At 71.8% G+C, this 20,392-nt stretch carries 17 protein-coding genes; 8 read left to right on the forward strand and 9 right to left on the reverse strand.

What is annotated here, in order from left to right; all coding sequences use genetic code 11:
* Positions 1 to 2 precede the first annotated feature (2 nt).
* The 5 genes from AB0K37_RS04435 to AB0K37_RS04455 all read right to left on the reverse strand — a co-directional run bounded on the left by AB0K37_RS04435 (position 3) and on the right by AB0K37_RS04455 (position 6,348).
* Positions 3 to 1,676 carry an ABC transporter family substrate-binding protein gene (locus AB0K37_RS04435; protein ID WP_363974641.1) on the reverse strand — a complete coding sequence of 558 codons (1,674 nt, stop codon included), beginning with the start codon at positions 1,674 to 1,676 and terminating at the stop codon, positions 3 to 5.
* The gene (locus tag AB0K37_RS04440; protein WP_363974644.1) at positions 1,673 to 3,475 is read right to left on the reverse strand and encodes an ABC transporter ATP-binding protein; all 1,803 of its coding nucleotides are present in this window, start codon (positions 3,473 to 3,475) and stop codon (positions 1,673 to 1,675) included. Before AB0K37_RS04440 ends, AB0K37_RS04435 begins: the two co-directional genes overlap by 4 nt.
* Positions 3,472 to 4,281 carry an ABC transporter permease gene (locus AB0K37_RS04445; protein WP_363974647.1) on the reverse strand — a complete coding sequence of 270 codons (810 nt, stop codon included), beginning with the start codon at positions 4,279 to 4,281 and terminating at the stop codon, positions 3,472 to 3,474. The genes AB0K37_RS04440 and AB0K37_RS04445 overlap by 4 nt, the downstream gene beginning before the upstream one ends.
* On the reverse strand, positions 4,278 to 5,270 hold the full coding sequence (locus AB0K37_RS04450) for an ABC transporter permease (protein WP_363974650.1): 993 nt from the start codon (positions 5,268 to 5,270) through the stop codon (positions 4,278 to 4,280). Before AB0K37_RS04450 ends, AB0K37_RS04445 begins: the two co-directional genes overlap by 4 nt.
* A 94-nt stretch (positions 5,271 to 5,364) precedes the next feature.
* A complete protein-coding gene (locus AB0K37_RS04455) occupies positions 5,365 to 6,348 on the reverse strand; it encodes a hypothetical protein (RefSeq protein WP_363974653.1) in 984 nt (327 codons plus the stop codon).
* A gap of 98 nt (positions 6,349 to 6,446) precedes the next feature.
* On the opposite strand from AB0K37_RS04455, the gene AB0K37_RS04460 reads away from it, so the two are divergent.
* Positions 6,447 to 7,058 carry a TetR/AcrR family transcriptional regulator gene (locus AB0K37_RS04460; RefSeq protein ID WP_363974656.1) on the forward strand — a complete coding sequence of 204 codons (612 nt, stop codon included), beginning with the start codon at positions 6,447 to 6,449 and terminating at the stop codon, positions 7,056 to 7,058.
* Between the two features lie 268 nt (positions 7,059 to 7,326).
* Positions 7,327 to 9,288: a histidine kinase gene (locus tag AB0K37_RS04465; protein ID WP_363974659.1), complete on the forward strand. Its 1,962-nt coding sequence runs from the start codon at positions 7,327 to 7,329 to the stop codon at positions 9,286 to 9,288.
* A 233-nt stretch (positions 9,289 to 9,521) separates the two neighbouring features.
* On the opposite strand, the gene dapF is transcribed toward AB0K37_RS04465, so the two are convergent.
* Positions 9,522 to 10,334 carry a diaminopimelate epimerase gene (gene dapF, locus AB0K37_RS04470; RefSeq protein WP_363974662.1) on the reverse strand — a complete coding sequence of 271 codons (813 nt, stop codon included), beginning with the start codon at positions 10,332 to 10,334 and terminating at the stop codon, positions 9,522 to 9,524.
* Between the two features lie 8 nt (positions 10,335 to 10,342).
* The gene (gene miaA, locus AB0K37_RS04475; protein ID WP_363974724.1) at positions 10,343 to 11,254 is read right to left on the reverse strand and encodes a tRNA (adenosine(37)-N6)-dimethylallyltransferase MiaA; all 912 of its coding nucleotides are present in this window, start codon (positions 11,252 to 11,254) and stop codon (positions 10,343 to 10,345) included.
* 121 nt (positions 11,255 to 11,375) lie between these two features.
* Here miaA and AB0K37_RS04480 point away from each other — a divergent pair, with 121 nt between their 5' ends.
* The gene (locus AB0K37_RS04480) at positions 11,376 to 11,705 is read left to right on the forward strand and encodes an antitoxin (protein WP_363974664.1); all 330 of its coding nucleotides are present in this window, start codon (positions 11,376 to 11,378) and stop codon (positions 11,703 to 11,705) included.
* Between the two features lie 22 nt (positions 11,706 to 11,727).
* On the opposite strand, the gene miaB is transcribed toward AB0K37_RS04480, so the two are convergent.
* Positions 11,728 to 13,269 (reverse strand): tRNA (N6-isopentenyl adenosine(37)-C2)-methylthiotransferase MiaB, encoded by a 1,542-nt coding sequence (miaB, locus tag AB0K37_RS04485; RefSeq protein ID WP_363974667.1) that lies wholly within the window; start codon positions 13,267 to 13,269, stop codon positions 11,728 to 11,730.
* Between the two features lie 271 nt (positions 13,270 to 13,540).
* Between miaB and AB0K37_RS04490 the strand changes: the two genes are divergently transcribed.
* The 5 genes from AB0K37_RS04490 to AB0K37_RS04510 all read left to right on the forward strand — a co-directional run bounded on the left by AB0K37_RS04490 (position 13,541) and on the right by AB0K37_RS04510 (position 19,133).
* Positions 13,541 to 14,263: an amino acid ABC transporter ATP-binding protein gene (locus AB0K37_RS04490; RefSeq protein ID WP_363974727.1), complete on the forward strand. Its 723-nt coding sequence runs from the start codon at positions 13,541 to 13,543 to the stop codon at positions 14,261 to 14,263.
* Positions 14,264 to 14,301: 38 nt separating this feature from the next.
* Complete coding sequence (locus tag AB0K37_RS04495) at positions 14,302 to 15,171, forward strand: glutamate ABC transporter substrate-binding protein (RefSeq protein ID WP_363974670.1); 870 nt, start codon at positions 14,302 to 14,304, stop codon at positions 15,169 to 15,171.
* Between the two features lie 110 nt (positions 15,172 to 15,281).
* The gene (locus AB0K37_RS04500) at positions 15,282 to 15,965 is read left to right on the forward strand and encodes an amino acid ABC transporter permease (protein ID WP_363974673.1); all 684 of its coding nucleotides are present in this window, start codon (positions 15,282 to 15,284) and stop codon (positions 15,963 to 15,965) included.
* Complete coding sequence (locus AB0K37_RS04505) at positions 15,962 to 16,945, forward strand: amino acid ABC transporter permease (protein WP_363974676.1); 984 nt, start codon at positions 15,962 to 15,964, stop codon at positions 16,943 to 16,945. The genes AB0K37_RS04500 and AB0K37_RS04505 overlap by 4 nt, the downstream gene beginning before the upstream one ends.
* A gap of 175 nt (positions 16,946 to 17,120) precedes the next feature.
* The gene (locus AB0K37_RS04510; RefSeq protein ID WP_363974679.1) at positions 17,121 to 19,133 is read left to right on the forward strand and encodes a prolyl oligopeptidase family serine peptidase; all 2,013 of its coding nucleotides are present in this window, start codon (positions 17,121 to 17,123) and stop codon (positions 19,131 to 19,133) included.
* On the opposite strand, the gene AB0K37_RS04515 is transcribed toward AB0K37_RS04510, so the two are convergent.
* Positions 19,134 to 20,366: a glycerophosphodiester phosphodiesterase family protein gene (locus AB0K37_RS04515; RefSeq protein ID WP_363974682.1), complete on the reverse strand. Its 1,233-nt coding sequence runs from the start codon at positions 20,364 to 20,366 to the stop codon at positions 19,134 to 19,136.
* Positions 20,367 to 20,392: the final 26 nt, after the last annotated feature.

Raw genomic sequence — 20,392 nt, forward strand, 5'->3', positions numbered from 1 at the left:
CCTCACCGGCCGGTGAAACCGATGTCCTGATAGGCGGGCCTCCGGAAGCCGCCGGCCCCGACGTTGGCGAGGTCCGCGCGCACCGCGACGAGCTGGGGGCGCTGGTACAGCGGCAACACCGACGCCTGGCGCCAGATGAGCCGGTCGGTCCTGTTCACCAGGGCGCGGGCCCTCTCCGGGGCGAGCTCCGCGACGGCCCGGTCCATCGCCGCGTCGATGGCGGCGCTGCCGATCCGCGAGTAGTTCTGCTGGACGTTCCGTCCGCGCGGTCGTGCGAACACGGCTTTCATCTGCGAGACGGGGAACGAGGTGCCGAGCCACGAGAACGGGACGATGTCCATGTTCCCGGGCGTGACGTAGTGCTCGAAGAGGTCGTCTGCGGGGACGACCTGGATGTCCACTCGGACGCCTATGCGTTCGAGCAGCGCACGCGTCAGTTCTCCTTCCCGCCTGCTGATGGGGACCCCAGACGGAACCACGAACCGCAGCGCGAGGGTGCGTCCCGCCTTGGCGCGGTACTTGCCCCGCGGTTTCCAGCCCGCCTCGTCCAGGAGCCGTCTGGCCCGAGCGGGGTCGTAGACGCCCAGCCCGCTGGAGTTGTCCTGGTAGCCGGCCTGAGTGTTGACGTAGAAGTGGTTCCCGAGCGTCTGGACCGGTACGCCGAGGCCTGAAAGGTCGGATCGTGCGATGACGTGCCGGTCGATGCCGAGCATGACCGCCCGGCGCACCCTGGCATCGGACAGGATGGGGCCGGCCGCGTTGAACGTGAAGTTCCGCCAGTCCGGCCCGCCCGCCCTGCGGACGGCGACGCCGGGGACGCCCTGGACGCGCTGCAACGCGTCCGCGTCGAGCCCGATGTCCATCAGGTCGATCTCACCGTTGGCGAACGCGCCGGGCATCGCGCTGGTGTCCATGGCGCGGAAGACGATCCGGTCGAGCTTCGCCGGCGCACCCCACCATGCCGGGTTTCGCACCAGGGTCAGCGTCTTGGCCGTCCGGTCGATCCGCTGGAGTCTGAACGGTCCGGCCGTGACAGGTAAGCGGCCCGTCCACCCTGTGTTGAACGCCCGTGGGCTGGCGTAGGCGGTGGCCGGGTAGAGGGGGCTGAACAGGCTGCGCCAGTCGGCGTACGTGTGGGCGAACGTCACCTCGACCACATGCTCGTCGGCACCGCGTGCGACTCGCTCGATCTGCCGGTAACCGGTGACGGTCGAGACCTCATAGCGCGGGTCACGACCAGATAGCGCATAGGTCTGCGCCAGAAAATCGGCGTAACCGACGGGCCGTCCGTCCGACCACTTGGCACGCGGGTTGAGCCTGTAGGTCACGGTCTGGCCGTGCCGGGTCCTCTTCAACGTGGCCGACTCCAGGTACTCCGGAACGGGGTGCGGGACGGCTTTCTCGTCCGCACGCATCAGATATGGCAGGACGCCCTGGACGACGTGCTCCACCGCGCCCTTGGCACCGTTGATGTGGTTGGTGTTCCACTGGGACGGGAACTCGGGGAGCGGCCAGTTGAGCGTTCCGCCGTTCGCGACGCGGTCGCGCGGAGTCGGGTTCACATCAGCAGCAGGCAGCGCCCCGGACGCGTTGGACGTCGTTGTCTCCGGAGCACGGCACCCGGTGCCGGTGATGAGCGTGACCCCAAGAAGGGTGGCGGCGACGACCTGTCTCATCGTTCGGACTCCGCCGGGACGAGCGGGTGGTGGCAGGCGACGGAGCGGTCCGCCGCCATGGCGAGCTGCATCGGATCGTGGTGTTCGCATAGGCGTCTGTCGTCGAGGGTGAGCGTGGCGTAGTGCGGGCAGCGAGCACGGAACCGGCACCCTGCGGGCCCGACCACAGGGTCGGGCGGGTCACCGGGTAGAAGGAAGCGGCGAGGTCGATCCCGATCCGGGCGGGAAGAAGGCATCGCGTCCAGCAGCGCCTGCGTATAGGGCTGGGCGGGAGCCCCGTACACACCGGCGACCGGCCCGATCTCAACAACGCGCCCCATGTGCATCACGGCGACCCGGTCGGCGAAGCCCCTCACCAGGGGGAGGTCGTGGGTGACGAACAGGCACGCCATTCCGAGCCGCACCCGAAGCCCTTCCAGCAAATCCATGACGCTCGCCTGCACGACGGTGTCCAGTGCGGACACAGGCTCGTCCAGAAGCAGAAGACGGGGTTCTAAGGCGAGAGCTCTGGCCAGAGCCACACGCTGCCTTTGCCCGCCCGAGAGCGCATGCGGGAAGCGCCGCGCATGGCCGGGCTCCAAGCCCACCAGCGCGAGAAGTTCCTCTACGCGACCACCGATCGGCATGCGATGCGCGGTGAGCGGCTCGGCGATGATGTCGGCCACCCGCATACGTGGATTCAGCGAGGCGTACGGGTCCTGGAACACGACCTGGACGTCTTTGCGCAAGGCCTTGCGGTGGGTGGCGCGCAAGGCGGCCGTGTCCTGGCCCAAGACGCTGACGCGCCCACCCTCAGGACGGGACAGCCGCAGAATTTCCATCAGCGTCGTGGTCTTGCCGGACCCCGACTCCCCCACCAGCGCGAGCGTCTCGCCCTCACGGACGTCGAAGCTGACGCCGTCCACGGCCCGTACCTCTCCGGCCCGCCGCCGCACCAGCGCGCCTTTGAAGAAGGGATAGCGACGGACCAGCCCGTCCACCTGAAGAACCACCGGACGCTCAGGCCGAGCACGCGGAACCGGCGGACCTCCCGCACGCGTCCATGAGCGCACCAGGCGGCTCGTATAGGGCATCTGAGGCCTACAGAGGACTTGCTCCGCCGTGCCCGTCTCCACCACCCGGCCCTCGTGCAGCACCATCACGCGGTCCGCGAAGCCGGCGACGGCGCCCAGATCGTGGCTGATCAGCACGATCGCGGCCCCGCTCGCCTCCCGGGCGACCCGCAGGACGTCCAGCACCTGCGCCCGGACGGTCGCGTCGAGGGCCGAGGCGGGCTCGTCGGCCACGATCGCGACCGGGTCGTTCGCGACGGCCATGGCGATCATCACGCGCTGCCGCATCCCCCCGGACAGCTCATGCGGGTAGCAGCGCACCCGTCGCGCCGCCTCCGGCATGCCGACCAGTTCGAGCAGGTCCAGAGCACGAGCACGCGCCGCCGAACGGCTCACGGCCGAGTGGATCCGGACGGCCTCGACGATCTGGTCTCCCACCCTGCGGACGGGCGACAGCGCCGCCGACGGATCCTGGAAGACCATCGCCAGGTCCTTGCCGCGCACCCGCGAGAGTTCCGCGTCGGACCGTCCCAGCAGTTCCTGACCGCGCAGCCGCACAGAGCCCGTCACGCGCGCTCCCTCCGGAAGCAGCCCCATCAGAGCGAGCGCGAGCGCGGTCTTGCCGGCCCCCGACTCGCCGACGATCCCGAGCGCCTCCCCGGCCTCGACCGAGAAGCTCACACCGCGCAGGGCGCGCGCGCCCGTCGCGTGACCGACCGCCAGGCCGGCGACCCGCAGGACCGTCAACGCCCGGCCTCCGGGTCGAGAGCGTCCCGCAGCCCGTCGCCGATCAGGTTCACCGCGACGACGATCGAGACGAGCAGCGCAGCGGCGAACCCGAACGCCCACGCATGCGCGGTCGCCCCGCCCCGGCCGTCGGCGATGACCGTGCCGAGCGAGACGTCCGGCGGCCGCGTCCCGAAACCGAGGTAGGACAACCCGCTCTCGGCGACGATCGCGACGCTCACGTTCAGGCTCGCGTCCACGGCCAGCAGCGACGCCAGCCCGGGCGCCACATGCCGCGCGACCAGCCGCGGCGTGCCGACGCCGAGGTACCGCGCGGCGAGCACGTGGTCGCGGTCCCGCAGGGAGAGCGTCGCGGCACGCACCGCGCGGGCGGTGACCATCCACATGAACGCGGCCAGCAGCGCCGCGAGCACCGGGCGCCCTCCGGCGGTCCGGGACGCCAGGACGGTCACGACCAGGAAGGACGGGAGCACCAGCAGAAGATCGACGCCCCACATCAGCACCCGGTCGGCCTTGCCGCCGAGGAACCCGGCCGCGGTCCCGACGACGGCGGCGAGCCCCGTCGACAGCAGGGCGGCGCTCAGACCGACCAAGAGCGAGTTCTGCGCGCCGCGCAGGGTGAAGGCGAAGACGTCGCGTCCGCTCTGGGTCGTGCCGAGCCAGTGGCCGCCGGACGGCCCCTGCCGGAACGCGGTGAAGTCCGTCTCGTCCCATCCCCACGGCGAGGCGAGCGGCCCGGCGAAGGCCAGGAGGAACAACAGCACGAGCAGGACCGCCCCGGCCACCATCCGCCGCCCGCAGGTCATGGCGTACCCCCGGTGCGGACGCGGGGGTCCAGCGCGGCGGCCAGCACGTCGGACCCGAGCGCGGCCAGGAGGACGGCGCAGGCGGCGAGGCATTCGATGCCGGCGACGGCGTTGACGTCGCCCCGTGAGATGGAGGCGACGAGCCACTCCCCCAGCCCGTGCCGCCCGAAGGCCGTCTCGGTGAACACGCCGCCGAGGAGCACCACCCCGGAGGTGTAGGCGAGATAGGCGGTCATCGGGACGATCGCGGTCCGGAGCCCGTGGCGCAGCAGCGCGCAGCGCCGCCGGAGCCCCCTGGCCCTCGCGGCGCGCACATGGTCGGCGTGCAGCACGTCCAGCATCAGGCCGCGCTGGTAGCGGGCGTAGAGAGCGATCTGGCAGAGCGCGATCGTGACCGTCGGCAGCAGCAGCCGGCGTCCCCGATCCGCGAGATCCCAGAGCCGACCCCCGGACGCCCCAGGCGCGGACTCCCCCACCCAGACGAACAGCCGCATCCCCAGGGCGTCGTTGGCCTCGCCGGCCACGATCTGTAAGAGCACCGCGAGGACGAACACGGGGACGGCCAGCAGCAGGTAGGAGCCGCCGGAGATCAGCCTGTCGGCCGCCCGACCGTGCCGGGCGGCGGCGTAGGCGCCGAGAGCGACGCCGAAGGCGCCCCCCAGGACGGCACCCGGAGCGACCAGGCGAAAGCTCACTCCGAGCCGGCGCCACAACTCGCCTTCGACAGGATCACCGTCCCACGTCCGGCCGAAGTCGCCCTGCGCCACGCCCCCGGCCCAGGTGAGGTACCGCTCCGCCAATGGCTTCCGGTCATCGAGGTTGAGCGCACCGAGCCGCGCGTCGATGACGGCCTGCGGCGGACGGGGCGCGCGGTCCTCGAAACCTGCCCGGGGATCGAGCGCCGCGGCGGCGAGCAGGTAGCCGAGGCTGGCGGCGAGCACGGCCAGCGCCGCGTGGTTCGCCAACCGCCGCACCATGAACGTCGCCACCGTCCGCCCTCCGAACACCACCCTGAAGTCACCGAATGCTATTGACTGGCCACGGAAAGCGTACGGATTTCGTCAAGAGTCACGGCTTTGAAGGTCACGCGAGCGCCGGTTCGCGGCCGTGCTCGGCCTCGCCTGCCGAACGCCTCCGCAGGCCGCCGAAGACCACGAGCCCGAGACCGGCGGTGGCCCAGGCGGTCAGGACGGCGATGGGGCCGGCGCCTCCGGCGCCGTCGAAGAACGCCGCCGACCGGAGGAGGGTGGCCGACGCACCCGGCGGCAGGTACTGGCCGATCGTGCCCCACGGCTGCGGCAGCAGCTCGGGTGCCGAGGTCGCCGCCGACAGAGGATTGCCGAGCAGCAGCAGCGTGAGCGCGCCGAGTCCGAATCCGGCGCGGCCGACGGCGGCGGCCAAGCCGACCACGGTTCCGGTCACGGCGAGGACGGTCAGCGCCATGACTCCGGCGAGCGTGACGTAGGAGCCGGGAAGCAGCGACAGCCAGCCTTGCGCGATCCACGCGACGTCCAGCCCGCCCAGCGCGGCGAAGATCGCCGTGCCGGCGGTGCGCCAGGCGAGGGACGGGATGGCGAACGTCATCAGTACCGCGGCCGCGAGCCCGGACATGACCAGCGGTAGCGCGAGAGCGCCGAAACCGGCCCCGCGGGGGTCGTCGGAGTCCGCGGCGACCACGTCCTGGACGGGCGGGGCCACCGGGGCGCCCCCGGGACGGAGCCGCGTCGCGATCGCGCCGAGCTGCTGGGCGACCAGCGGCGAGGCGGCGGAGGCGGTGAGCACCTTCGGGCCGGACGGCGCCGTGACGACGGCGCCGTAGGCCTCGCGATCCGCGATCGCCGCACGCGCGGCGGCCTCGTCCGGAGCGGTCCGGACGTCGAAGGCGCCCGGCCGCGCGCGGTCGAGCATGTCGGCGACCTCGGCGGCCCGCGGACCGGTCACGACGACCGGGACGTCACGCGGCGCCGTCCGCGCGGCGGGCCACGAGAAGGCGACGACCATGACGAGCTGCAGCAGCGCCGCGCCGACGGCCACGCCGACGGCGCGCGCGGCGGGGGAAGTCCGCACGATCTCCTCCAAAAACGAATGTTCGTTCTCTTTAGCGCGGAGCCTGGCACCCCCTCCGGGGCTTGTCAAGAAACGAACGTTCGTTTTAGATTGGCTCCATGCCGAGAGTCAGCGAGGAGCACCTGGAGCGCCGCCGCCTCCAGATCCTGGAAGCGGCGCGGACGTGCTTCATCCGCAAGGGCATCCACGCGACGTCCATGCAGGACGTCTTCGCCGAGGCCGGGCTCTCCGCCGGCGCCGTCTACCGGTACTTCAAGAGCAAGAACGAGATCATCGAGGCGAACATCGCCACCGTGATCGGCGACCTGCGCACGTTCTTCACCGCGCTCGCCGACAGCGACCCGCTGCTCCCGCTCGACGAGATGGCCGAGCGGTTCGCCTCCCGGGTCGTCGCCATGTCCGACGAGAACGGCCCGCTCCGGCTCGCGCCCCAGGGCTGGGCGCTCGCCACGCACGATCCGGAGATCGCCGCGTACGTCGCCGACAACGTGGCCGGGCTGCGCGACACCTGGACCCGCTACATCCGCCGGCTGGTCGACGCCGGCCTGCTCCCCGCCGACACCGACGCCGTGGCCGCCGGGAAGACGCTGTTCGCGCTCTTCCCCGGCTTCCTGATCCAGCGCCTGCTCCTCGATGACTTCACCGCCGAGGACCTGAGGCGCGGCGTGAAGGCCCTGACGCGCGAGAGCATGCTGACTCCGGCGTCCTGACCCGCCCCTCCCCGCACGCGCGCCCCGCCCCTCCCCGCACCCCGACACGCCCGGGAGCCCGGCACGCGGCCACGACTGGCCGCTGACCTGCGCCTTCCGTTCATCTCGGGCGTTTCCCCGGCTACCATCACGGCACGCCCGCACGCACCGCGACCGGAAAGCCCTCCGCCCGACCGGTCCGGCGGTGTCCTGAGGCGGACGCGCTGAGCACTGCAGTACAGGGAGCTGCGCGTTTTAACATTCCATTACTTTCGGGCGGGGAGTGTGCATGGAGACGGAAGAGCACGACCGCGCGGCGGGGCGCGTGGGCGCCCTCCTCGCGCTGACCGCGGTCGCGTCCGTCGCCGCGTCGTTGATCATCGGCGCCCGCGTGCCGTCCGAACTGCGGATGGTGTGGTGGCATCCCGAGATCCTGGTCGCCCTGGCCTGGACGCCCGTGGGCGCCGTCCTGCTGCGGCACAGGCCCGGGCTGACGGTCGCCTGGCTCATGGTCGGCGCGGGTTTCAGCGCCTCGCTGTACGTGCTCTCCCTCAACCTCGGCCCCTGGCTCGAGCTCCACCGGTGGCCCGGGGCCGGGTTCGTCCAGTGGCTCGCCGTCTGGCTGTGGGCCGTTGACACCTACGCCCTGACCCTCGTGCTGCCGCTGATCTTCCCGGACGGCCGGCTGGTGTCGCGGTGGTTCCGGCCCGCCCTCGCCCTCGCCTGCCTCGTCCCGGTCGTCGTCTGCGCGCACCTGACGGTCGACCCGGGCGTGCGCCGCTGGCACAACGGCGTCTCGGTGTACCCGTTCGAGGAGATCCCGCTCCCGATCAGCGCGGTCATCGTCACCGCCCTGGCGGCGGGCCTGTTCTCGGTGGCCGTGCGGTTCGTGCAGGCGCCCCCGGACGTGCGGCGGCAGATCGCCTGGGTGGTCTATCCCGGCATCCTCGCCGAGGCGATCATCTTCGTCGGCGAGAACGACCCGATCGGCGACCCGCTGCGCGACCTCACCATCGTCGCCGTCCCCATCTGCATCGCGATCGCGATCACCCGCTACCGGCTGTACGACATCGACCTCGTGATCAGCCGGACGCTGGTGTACGCGGGCCTCGTCGTCGTCATCACCGGCGTGTACTTCGCGCTCGTCGGCACCGCGAGCCTGCTCGCCCACGGCCGCGGCACCCTCGCCGGGCTCGCCGGGGCGATCGTCGCCGGCGCGGTCTTCGAACCCGTCCGGCGGCGCCTGCAGCGCATGGTGGACGCGTTCATCCACGGCGAGCGCGATCCGTACCGGCTCGCCGACCGGCTGAACCGGCGGCTGCAGACCGCCGCGAACCCGGGCGCCGCACTGGCCGTCGCCGCCGAGGTGGCGCGTTCGGCCCTGCACGCGACCGGCGTCACGATCGAGGTGCTGGACCGCGACGGCCGGACGGTCTCGGCGGAGGACGGCGTGCTCGGCGACCGCCCGCAGCTCATCCCGCTGGTGTGGCACGGCGAGCCGGTGGGGCGCCTGCTGTTCGGCGTCACCCGCACCCCGGACGCGCGCCTGTCGAACGTCCTCGCCCGCAACCTCGCCGAGCTGGCGAACGCGGCGCGCCTGTCCGCGGACGTCCAGCGCTCCCGTGAGCACATCCTGCGCACGCGGGAGGAGGAGCGGCGGCGGCTGCGCCGCGACCTGCACGACGGGCTCGGGCCGACGCTGGCCAGCCTCGCCATGACGGTGGACGCCGCGCGCATCACGCTCAAGACCGACCCGGAGGCGGTCGACGGCCTGCTGGAGGAGCTGCGCGCCACCATGGGGCGCACGATCGGCGACATCAGGGAGCTCGTGTACGGCCTGCGGCCACCCGCCCTGGACGATCTCGGGCTGGAGGGCGCGATCCAGGCGCTCGGCGGGGTCGTCGCCGCGGGGGACGGCCCGCGGGTGGACGTGCGCGTCGAGGGCGACCTGAAGGGCCTGCCGGCCGCCGCCGAGGTCGCCGCGTACCGGATCGTCCAGGAGGCGCTGACGAACGTCCACCGGCACGCCGGCGCGGGCTGCGCCGAGGTGCGGCTGCATCTGAACGGTGATCTGCACGTCACCGTCGACGACGACGGTGTGGGGCTGCCCGACCAGGTGCGTTCCGGCATCGGCATGTCCTCCATGCGCGAGCGCGCGGCCGAGCTGGGAGGATCCTGCACGGTGGGGCCCGGCCCCAAGGGCGGGACCCTGGTCCGCGCCAGACTGCCGGTCAACGGCGTCTCCCCCTGAGGCGCCCTCTCCGGGTGGGAGGGCCGGTGACCGCCCCCCGCCAAGAAGGTCGCCACCGGCCCTCAGGCTCCGTACGGGCCCGGGGCTCCCATCCCGGTCCATACGGGCCATTCACCAGAGGGTGTGCAAGAGAGAAGTTATGCGGCGGAAGGTCCCGCCGGAGAGGGACAGTTGTCCCGTCTGTGCCGGGACCGCTCCGGGACCGGCACAAGCCCAGGTGAGACAGTCGCCCGCTAGATCCAGCCGGGCCGTGTCTCGCCCTCGGCGACCAGGACGGCCGGGCCCCTCAGGTAGCTGGTCTCGCCGTCCAGGACGACGGTCACCCGCCCGCCGGGGACGTCCACGGTCCATTCGGCGCCGTCGGCCGCGCCGCCGGCCGCCGCCGCGGCCACCGCGACGGTCCCGGTGCCGCACGAGCGGGTCTCGCCCGAGCCGCGCTCGTACACCCGCATCTCGACGTGCCGCTCCCCCACGCCGCGGAAGAACTCGACGTTCACCCCCGCGGGGAAGACCGCCGGGTCGAAGCCGGGGGCGCGCGACAGGTCGAGGGCGGCGACGGGCTCGGCGACGCGGCACGCCAGATGGGGGTTGCCGACGCTGACCCGCTCGCCCGCGAAGCTCGCGCCCGCCAGGCTCGCCTCCCCCGGGCCGAGGAGCTCCGGCCGGCCCATCTCCACGGTGACGTCCCCGGACGGGCCGAGCGTCACGCGGCGCAGGCCCGCGCGGGTGGCCAGGTCCCACTCCCCGGGCGGGGCGAGGCCCGCGTCGACCAGGTAGCGGGCGAACACGCGCACCCCGTTGCCGCACATCTCGGCGATGCTGCCGTCGGCGTTGCGGTAGTCCATGAACCACTCGGCGTCGGCGTCGAGGTCGCCGTCGACGTCGGCGGCCTTCGTCCGGACCACGCGCAGGACGCCGTCGGCGCCGATCCCCGCCCGCCGGTCGCACAGCCGCACGACGGCCTCCGGGGTGAGGTCCAGGACGCCGTCCGGATCCGGGAGGATCACGAAGTCGTTCTCGGTGCCATGCCCCTTGACGAACCGCATGCCCCCGATCATATGGGCTCCGACCGGCCCCGCCTCACCAGGGCCTCGGCGCGATCGACCAGGTGGGGGGCGTCGTAGGCCAGCCACCGCACGCGCGGGTCGCGGCGGAACCACGACTCCTGGCGGCGGGCGAAACGCCGCGTCGTCCGGACCGTTTCCTCCTTGGCCTGCTCCTCCGTCCACTTCCCCGCCAGGAACCGCAGCACCTGCGCGTAACCGAGGGCGCGCCCGGCGGTCAGACCGTCCCGTAGCCCCCGCTTCTCCAGCTCCCGGACCTCGTCGACCAGGCCCGCCTCCCACATCCGCTCCACCCGCACGGCGATGCGCTCGTCCAACTCGTCGCGGGGCACGCTCAGCCCGATCTGCACGACGTCGTCGTAGCGGTACCGGTGCTCGGGCAGGGTCGCGGTGAACGGGCGGCCGGTGATCTCGATGACCTCCAGCGCCCGCACGATCCGGCGGCCGTTGCTCGGCAGGATCGCCTCCGCGGCCGCGGGGTCCAGGCCGCGCAGCCGCTCGTGCAGCGGGCCGGGCCCGACCCGCGCCAGCTCCTCCTCCAGGCGTCCCCGCACGGCCGGATCCGTCCCCGGGAACTCCATCTGGTCGAGGGCGGCGCGCACGTACAGCCCGGAACCGCCGACCAGCACGGGCAGCCGTCCCCGGCCCCGGATCCGCGCGATGGCGTCGGCGCTGAGCCGCTGGTACTCGGCGACGCTCGCGGTGGCCGTGACGTCCCAGACGTCCAGCAGGTGGTGCGGGACCCCGCGCATCTCGGCCGCGGACAGCTTCGCGGTGCCGATGTCCATGCCGCGGTACAGCTGCATCGAGTCGGCGTTGACCGCCTCCCCGTCCAGCCGGAGGGCCAGCTCGACGGCCAGGTCGGACTTGCCGGCCGCCGTGGCGCCGACGACCGCGATCACTTGCGGGGCATTGGGTGAGGTCACGGGATTGATTGTGGCAACAGAACGGGTATGGCCGGAATGAACGGGTGCCGCGCCGCGCCCGCGGCGCCGAACGAGCCGAGGGATCCGGGGGGATTCGATGTCGATCGTCGACAAGGTCAAGCAGATGCTCGGGCAGCACTCCGACAAGGCCAAGCACGGCGTCGAGAAGGCCGGGGACGCGTTCGACCAGCGGACGGGCGGCAAGTACGCCGACAAGGTCGACCGGGTCCAGGACCAGGCCGGCCGGTACATCGACCGCGAGAGCGGCCAGGCCGGCGGCACGGGCGCGCAGCCCGGCGAGACCGGCGGCCAGCCCGGCGCAGCGGGTGAGCACCCCGGCGCCGCGGGCGAGCACCCCGGCGGGACGGGCGGACAGCCCGGCGGCGCCGGCGACCAGCCCGGCGGAACGGGCGGGCCGCCGTCCTAGACCGGCCCGATCACGCCGTGGTTCAGGGGCGGGTCGAGCAGCCCGGCGCGGACGCGGCGGGCTGGGCCGGGCGCCCGATCGACGGCATGCCCAGCGACACGCCGCCGGCGCCTCCGCCCCCGCCCTGCCGCGCCTCCCAAGCGTCGCCCGCGCGCGTCCGGCGGACGCCCAGCGCGGGCTTGTCGGCGACCAGGTGGTGCGGCGCGGCGTAGGTGATCTCGACGGTGACCATGTCGCCGGGGCGGACCGGCTCCTCCGGCACGCCGAAGTGGACGAGGCGGTTGTCGGGCGCCCGCCCGGAGAGCCGGCGCGTCGCCTCGTCCTTGCGGCCCTCGCCCTCGGCGACCAGGACCTCCAGGGTCCGGCCGAGCTGCCTGCGGTTCTCCGCCCAGGAGATCTCCTCCTGCAGCGCGACGAGCCGCTCGTAGCGCTCCTGGACGACCTCCTTCGGCAGCTGGCCGTCCATGGTCGCCGCCGGGGTGCCGGGGCGCTTGGAGTACTGGAACGTGAACGCCGACGAGAACCGGGCCTCCCGCACCACGTGCAGGGTCTCCTCGAAGTCGGCCTCGGTCTCGCCGGGGAAGCCGACGATGATGTCGGTGGTGATCGCCGCGTCCGGGATCGCGGCCCGGACCTTCTCGATGATGCCGAGGTAGCGCGCCTGCCGGTACGACCGGCGCATCGCGCGCAGCACCGCGTCCGAGCCGGACTGCAGCGGCATGTGCAGGGACGGCATCACGTTCGGCGTCTCCGCCATCGCGGCGATCACGTCGTCGGTGAAGTCCTTGGGGTGCGGGGAGGTGAACCGGACCCGCTCCAGGCCCTCGACGCCGCCGCAGGCCCGCAGCAGCCCCGCGAACGCCGACTGCCCGCCCCCCGTCATCGCGCGGACCTCGTCGGGCGCGCCGGACAGGGCGCCGAAGCCCGAGCCGTAGGCGTTGACGTTCTGCCCCAGCAGCGTGATCTCCAGGGCGCCCTCGGCGACCAGCGCCTCGACCTCGGCGAGGATCTCCCCCGGCCGGCGGTCGCGCTCCTTGCCGCGCAGGGACGGGACGATGCAGAACGTGCAGGTGTTGTTGCACCCCACGGAGATCGACACCCAGGCGGCGTAGGGGGACTCGCGGCGCGTCGGCAGCGTCGAGGGGAAGGTCACCAGCGACTCTTCGATCTCGACCTGCGCCTCGTCCCGCACCCGCGCGCGTTCGAGCAGCGCGGGCAGCGACCCGATGTTGTGCGTGCCGAACACCACGTCCACCCACGGGGCGCGCTTGACGATGGTGTCGCGGTCCTTCTGCGCCAGGCAGCCGCCGACGGCGATCTGCATGCCGGGATGGCCGTCCTTCACGGGCCGCAGGTGGCCGAGGTTGCCGTAAAGGCGGTTGTCGGCGTTCTCCCGCACCGCGCATGTGTTGAACACCACGACGTCGGGCTCGGCCTCCCCCGCGCGGACGTACCCGGCCGACTCCAGCAGCCCCGACAGCCGCTCGGAGTCGTGGACGTTCATCTGGCACCCGTAGGTACGGATCTCGTACGTACGGGGAGCCGTCTCCATTGGCGCACTCATGACAGTCATCCAGGTTACGGGCCCGGCACGACATGGCGGAACGGGCGGGGCACCCCGCCGCCGCCTTTTATGATCACTCTCCGCCACGACCGAACCCCGTCCGACGTGGGTATTCGTGATCGTATCGGTACCGCGCGGCAACTCGGGCACTACCGGCGATGACATAAAGTCCGTGCCCATGACGGACAGCGAAAGCGGGCCCGAGCTCACCAAGACCGGGTCGGAGGACTCCATCCCGGAGCCGGCCGCCGCAGGTGACCGGCCGCTCGTCGTGGTCGAGCACGTCAACAAGCACTTCGGCGAGCTGCACGTCCTCAAGGACATCAACCTCACCGTGAACTCCGGTGAGGTCGTCGTCGTCATCGGACCCTCCGGCGGCGGTAAGTCGACCCTGTGCCGGTCGATCAACCGGCTGGAGCCGATCGACGAGGGCACGATCCTCGTGGACGGCAAGGAGCTGCCCAAGGAGGGCAAGGACCTGGCGAGGCTCCGCGCCGACGTGGGCATGGTGTTCCAGTCGTTCAACCTGTTCGCCCACAAGACGATCCTCGAGAACGTCACGCTCGGGCCGGTGAAGGTCCGCAAGCAGGGCAAGCAGGAGTCGCAGAAGCACGCGATGGAACTGCTCGACCGGGTCGGCATCGCCAACCAGGCGCACAAGTACCCCGCGCAGCTGTCCGGCGGGCAGCAGCAGCGCGCGGCGATCGCGCGCTCCCTCGCGATGAAGCCGAAGGTGATGCTCTTCGACGAGCCCACCTCGGCGCTGGACCCGGAGATGGTCAACGAGGTCCTGGACGTCATGACGGGACTGGCCCGCGAGGGCATGACGATGATCGTCGTCACGCACGAGATGGGCTTCGCCCGCCGGGCCGCGCAGAAGGTCGTGTTCATGGCGGACGGCCAGATCGTCGAGGAGAACACGCCCGACGAGTTCTTCACCAACGCGCGGACCGAGCGCGCGAAGGACTTCCTTTCCAAGATCCTCACGCACTGAGCCGCGGGGCTCCGGCAGAGAGCAGAGGTAGGACGAGTATGCGAGTACGTCGTTTCGGCGCCCTCATCGGGGCGGGGATGGCGCTGTCGCTGGCGCTCAGCGCGTGCGGCAGCGACACCGAGAAGACCGAGGCCAAGACGGTCGTCCAGAAGGCCAAGGACGACAAGAAGCTGACCATCGGCATCAAGTTCGACCAGCCGGCGCTCGGCCTGAAGAAGCCCGACGGCAGCTTCGACGGCTTCGACGTCGACGTCGCCAAGTACATCGCGAAGTCGCTCGGCGTCCCCGAGAACGGCATCACGTTCAAGGAGACGACCTCCGCCAACCGCGAGTCGTTCCTCGGCGGCGGGCAGGTCGACCTCGTGGTCGCCACCTACTCCATCACCGACGCGCGCAAGTCGCAGGTGACCTTCGGCGGGCCGTACTACGTCGCCCACCAGGACACGATGGTCAAGGCCGACAACAGCAGCATCAAGAAGGCCACCGACCTCAAGGGCAAGAAGCTCTGCAAGGCGGCCGGCTCCAACTCCTTCCGCCGCATCACCGAGGGCCCGCCGGACGGCAAGCTCAACATCAAGGGCGTCACGCTGGTCGACGCCTCCAGCTACTCCGAGTGCGTGAGCAAGCTGAAGTCCGGCGCCCTGGACGCGGTCAGCACCGACGACCTGATCCTGGCCGGCTTCGCCAACCAGCAGAAGGGCTCCTTCAAGGTCATCAACGACCCCTTCACCGACGAGAAGTACGGCGTCGGCCTGAAGAAGGGCGACACCGAGACCTGCGAGGCCGTCAACAAGGCCATCTCCCAGATGTACTCCGACGGCACGGCCAAGACCCTGCTGGAGAAGCACTTCGCGGGCACCGGGCTCAAGCTCGCCACGACCGCCCCGCAGATGGAAGGCTGCGCCTGATCCAGGGCCGCGACTGACGCCCGTCACGCCGGCGCGTCCCCGACGAGCATCGCCCGGGGACGCGCCGGCCTGGCCTGACTCCCGCTGGAACGTGATGAAACAGCTGAGCAATGTTTGACTTCAGCCCGTTCTTCGACAACTTCGACGAGATCCTCCAAGGGTTCTGGGCGACCCTGCGCCTCGCGGCCGCCGCGGCGGTGCTGTCCCTGATCATCGGGACCCTCCTGGCGAGCTTCCGGGTCTCGCCGGTTCCGGTGCTCCGCGCGTTCGGCACGGGCTACGTCAACGTCGTGCGCAACACGCCGCTCACCCTGGTGCTGCTGATGTGCAGCCTGGGCCTGAACGACATCCTCGCGCTGAAGTTCTCCGAGAACTCCTCGACGACCTACTACTGGTGGGCGGTCCTCGGCCTGTCGGCCTACACCGGGGCCTTCGTGTGCGAGACCCTCCGCTCGGGCATCAACACCGTCCCGCTGGGGCAGGCGGAGGCGGCCCGTTCGATCGGGCTGACCTTCACGCAGTCCCTCCGGATGATCATCCTGCCGCAGGCGTTCCGGGCGATCATCGCCCCGCTGGGCAGCGTGCTGATCGCGATGATCAAGAACACGACGGTGGCCGCGGCCGCGAGCTACGCCGAGGTCGCGCTGGTCACCAAGACGATCATTGACAAGCCCACGTTCGCGAACGGGGTCATCCCCCTCTTCCTCGGCGTCTCGATCGGCTTCCTGATCCTCACCCTGCCGACCGGATACTTCTTCGGCTGGCTCGCCAAGCGGATGGCGGTGGCGCGATGAGCAAGGAAGCGACCGTTCTCTTCGACATCCCCGGCCCCCGGGCCCGGGCGCGCAACGCGGTCCTGACCGCCGTCGTGTCGATCGTGTTCGCGGCCGTCCTGGCCGCGCTGATCTGGCGCCTCAGCGACAAGGGGCAGTTCGAGGAGAAGCTCTGGACGCCGTTCCTGAAGTGGACGGTGTGGAGGCACCTGCTCCTGCCCGGCCTGATGAACACGCTGAAGGCCGCCGTGGTCGCCACGGTGCTGGCCCTGCTGTTCGGCATCGTGTTCGGGCTCGCCCGGCTGTCGGACCACTGGTGGGTCCGCGTCCCGGCCGGCGTCGTGGTCGAGTTCTTCCGCGGCATCCCCCTGCTGATCCTGATCTTCCTGGCGTTCTTCGTCCCGAACAAGATCAGCCCCGCGATCGCCGAGTCCCAGTTCGGCACCCTGCAGCGCTTCTCGGTGGACTACTTCTTCTCGATCTTCGGGGTGGAGATCAACGCCGGGACGGTCACCGTGCCCGCGTTCGCCGCGGTCGTGTTCGGCCTGACGATGTACAACGGCTCCGTGCTCGCCGAGGTGGTGCGCGCCGGCGTCCTGTCGATCCCGAAGGGGCAGTCGGAGGCCGCCTACTCCATCGGGCTCCGCAAGAACGGCGTCATGCGGCTGGTGCTGCTGCCGCAGGCCATCACGGTCATGATGCCGGCGATCGTGAGCCAGATCGTCGTCCTGCTCAAGGACACCGCGCTCGGGTTCATCATCGCCTACGGCGAGTTCCTGCAGGCCGGCTTCAAGCAGGTGCCGGCGAACTACAGCAACAACGTGCTCCAGGCCGGCATCGTCGTCGCGGTCATCTACATCGCGATCAACATGTCGCTGAGCCGCGTGGCCACGTGGCTGGAGGGGCGCAGCCGCCGCAGCCGCAAGACCGAGGCCAAGACGATGGGCTCGGGCGGCCCCGCTCCCGTCGCCGGGGTCGGGGTGACCCAGCAGACCGTCTGACGGATCCGCTCGTCCCGAGGGGCGCCGCCGTTCTCCGGCGGCGCCCTCCGCTGTCTCCGGGACGGGCGAACCCTGGTGTTACCGGCGGGTTTCCCGGGGACGAGCTTGTATCTTTCCGAGCTCAAACGGCCCGTCATGGCCCCAACCGATCCCCGTATGCGGGACGATTCCTGTTATGACCGCTCGTGCGACCCTTCCCTACGGCTCATGGCCTTCACCCATCTCTGCGGCCGATGTCGCCCGCGCCCGGCTGCGCCTCAGCTTCCCCACCGTCGCGGGCGACGACGTGTGGTGGCAGGAGACGCGGCCTGAGGAGGGCGGGCGGGCCACGGTCGTCCATCTGAAGGACGGTCATCGCACCGAGCTGCTGCAGGCCCCGTGGGACGCGCGCACCCGCGTCCACGAGTACGGCGGCCGGTCCTACCTGCCGGTCCGCACCGGCGCGGGCTGGTCCGTCGTGTTCTCCAACTACGAGGACCAGCGGCTGCACCGGCTCGACGAGGGCGACCCGAAGCCGTACCCGCTGACGCCCGAGCCCGCCGTCCCGGCCGGGCTGCGGTACGCCGACTACGTCCTGTCCCCGGACGGGACGGAGGTCTGGTGCGTCTGCGAGGGCCACATCGCCGAGCCCTCGGCCCCCGAGGACGAGCAGGGCGCGGACGAGCAGCCCGCCACGGGCATCCGGCGCGCCATCGTCGCCGTCCCGCTGGACGGCAGCGCCGCCGGCGACGCAGGCGCGATCCGCGAGCTGGTGTCGGGCGCGCAGTTCTACGCGGGCCCCGTGCCGTCCCCCGGCGGAGGGCACCTGGCATGGGTGCAGTGGAACCACCCCCGCATGCCGTGGGACGGCACCGAGGTGCGCGTGGCGGCGATCGAGGACGGGGCGGTGGTCTCCCCCCGCACCGTCAAGGGCGGCCTCACCGAGTCGGCCCTGGCGCCGCTGTGGCGCGACGACGAGTCCCTGTACGTGATCTCCGACTGGCCCGGCTGGTGGAACATCTACCAGGTCGGCCTGCACGGGGAGTCCGCGCAGGCGCTCTACCCGGCCGAGGAGGAGTTCGCCGCGCCGCTGTGGCAGCTCGGCGGCATGCCGTACGCGCTGCTCGGCGACGGGCGCCTCGCCGTCCTGCACGGCGAGGGCGACATGCGGCTCGGCGTGTACGACACCGACACCCTCGACCTCGTCGACCTGGAGGTCCCCTACGAGCACTGGGCGCCGCAGCTGTCCACGGACGGCTCGACGATCGTGGGGATCGCCGGCGGACCGGACCTTCCGGCCTCGGTGGTGCGGGTCGACACCACGACCGGGCGCGTGGAAGGGCTGCGCCGGGAGCGGGCCGAGGTGCCCGACGTCGCGTACCTGTCCCGGCCGCGCGCCGAGCGCCTGGAGGGGCCGTTCGGCCGCCCCGTCCACGCCTACGTGTTCCCGCCGACCAACCCGGAGGCGGCCGGGCCGGACGACGAGCTGCCGCCCTACGTGGTGTTCGTGCACGGCGGGCCCACCGGGCGCGTGTCCACGGTGCTCGACATGGAGCGCGCGTACTTCACCAGCCGCGGCATCGGCGTGATCGACGTCAACTACGGCGGGTCGGCCGGCTACGGCCGCGCCTACCGGGAGCGGCTGCGCCGCCAGTGGGGCGTGGTCGACGTCGAGGACGCCGTCGCCGCCGCCCGCGCCCTCGTCGACGGCGGCATCGCCGACCCGGCGCGGCTGGCGATCCGCGGCGGCTCGGCCGGCGGCTGGACGACGCTCGCGGCGATCACGCAGACCGACGTGTTCAAGGCCGCCACGTCCTACTTCGGGATCAGCGACCTGCAGCGCTTCGCCGAGAGCACCCACGACTTCGAGTCCCACTACCTGTTCGGCCTCATCGGCCCCCTCCCCGGGTTCGAGCGCGCCTACGAGGAGCGCTCGCCGATCAACCGCGCCGACCGCACGGCCTGCCCCGTCCTGCTCCTGCAAGGGCTGAGCGACCCGATCGTGCCGCCGGACCAGTCCGAACGGTTCGCGCAGGCGCTGGCCGAGAAGAAGATGCCGTACGCCTACCTCACCTTCGAGGGCGAGTCGCACGGCTTCCGCAAGGCCGACACGGTGATCCGCTGCCTGGAGGCGGAGCTGGCGTTCTACGGCCAGACCCTCGGGTTCGAGCCGCGCGGCGTCGAACCCGTCGACCTCACGGTCGGCTGATCAGGGAACGATGTAGGAGGAGATGTCGAGCAGCGTGTGGTCGGCTCGGAAGAACGACACCGTGTCTCCTGAGGTGTTGTTCAGGAAGCCGACCGTCAGGCCGTTGTAGTAGGCGTCGGGGCGGTTCGTGCCGGGGCCGACGTAGACGCGCAGCAGGCTGCCCGGCGGGATCACGTATCCGGAGCCGATCCGCATCAGGTTGCTCGCCTGGTCGCGCAGGTAGCCGCCGCTCACGTCGACCGGCCTGGACGTCGTGTTGCGCAGCACCACGTGCTCGCTCTTCTCCGGCTGGGCGTCGTCGCCGCTCGGGTCGGGGAAGACGCTGTCGATCACGACGCCGTTCGCGCCGGGGAAGGGCTTCCGGCCGTCGAGGATCCGCCGGGTGGTGGCGGGGAAGTTCGTCGCGAGCCAGTCGTAGCCCTGGTTCGCCCCCATGGAGACCTCGGCCGGGCTGTCCACCGGGTCGCTGAACACCTTCAGTCCCTTGGCGTGCGCGCGCCTGACGTCGTCGGCGCTGGTCGCCCTGGGGTGGGCGTACACGCTGACCGTCCAGCCCGCCAGAGCGGACAGCTCGTCGTCGGAGAGCATCGTCCCGCCGGTCAGGTAGGACAGCTGGACCTTGGGCGCGGACGCGTGGAACTCCTTGAGCGCCGCCTGGTCGCGCGAGTGGACCTGGACCCGGTAGGCCCCCGACCTGAGCGTCCCGCCGTCGGTGAGGCCCGCCGCGTTCAGCTCCTCGGCGAGCAGCGTGGCGATCCCCGGGCTGTTGGCGGGCGCCTTCAGCTCCAGGCTGAGCCCGGTGTCCCTGTCCCTGGCGGCGAGCAGCTCCTTCAGGGTGGGCACCCGCTGGCCCGCGTACCGGGCGTCGAACCAGGACCCGGCGTCCAGCTTCTTGATCTCGGCCAGCGTGAACTGGCCCACCCTCCACGGCGCCCGGTCGGGGAAGACCTGCTCCACGTCGGTGGTCCGGGCGAGGGTGTCGTCGTGCACGAGCACGATCTGCCGGTCGGCCGTGAGCTGCACGTCGCCCTCCAGCACGTCGGCCCGGTCGCGGACCCCGTCGCGGTAGGACGCGAGCGTCTCCTCGGGGGCCTGGCCCGGCGACCCGCGGTGCCCGACGATCACCGCGTGCACCCGCTTCCCCGCGGCCTGCGGCGCGGCCTGGGCACTGCCCGCGAAGGCGAGGGCGGCGGCCAGCACGGCCCCGCCCCCGATCATGGCGATCCTGTTCACGAGATCCTCCCGCCTGGAAATGACTT

Source organism: Actinomadura sp. NPDC049753 (assembly GCF_040674655.1).
Taxonomy (GTDB): domain Bacteria; phylum Actinomycetota; class Actinomycetes; order Streptosporangiales; family Streptosporangiaceae; genus Spirillospora; species Spirillospora verrucosospora.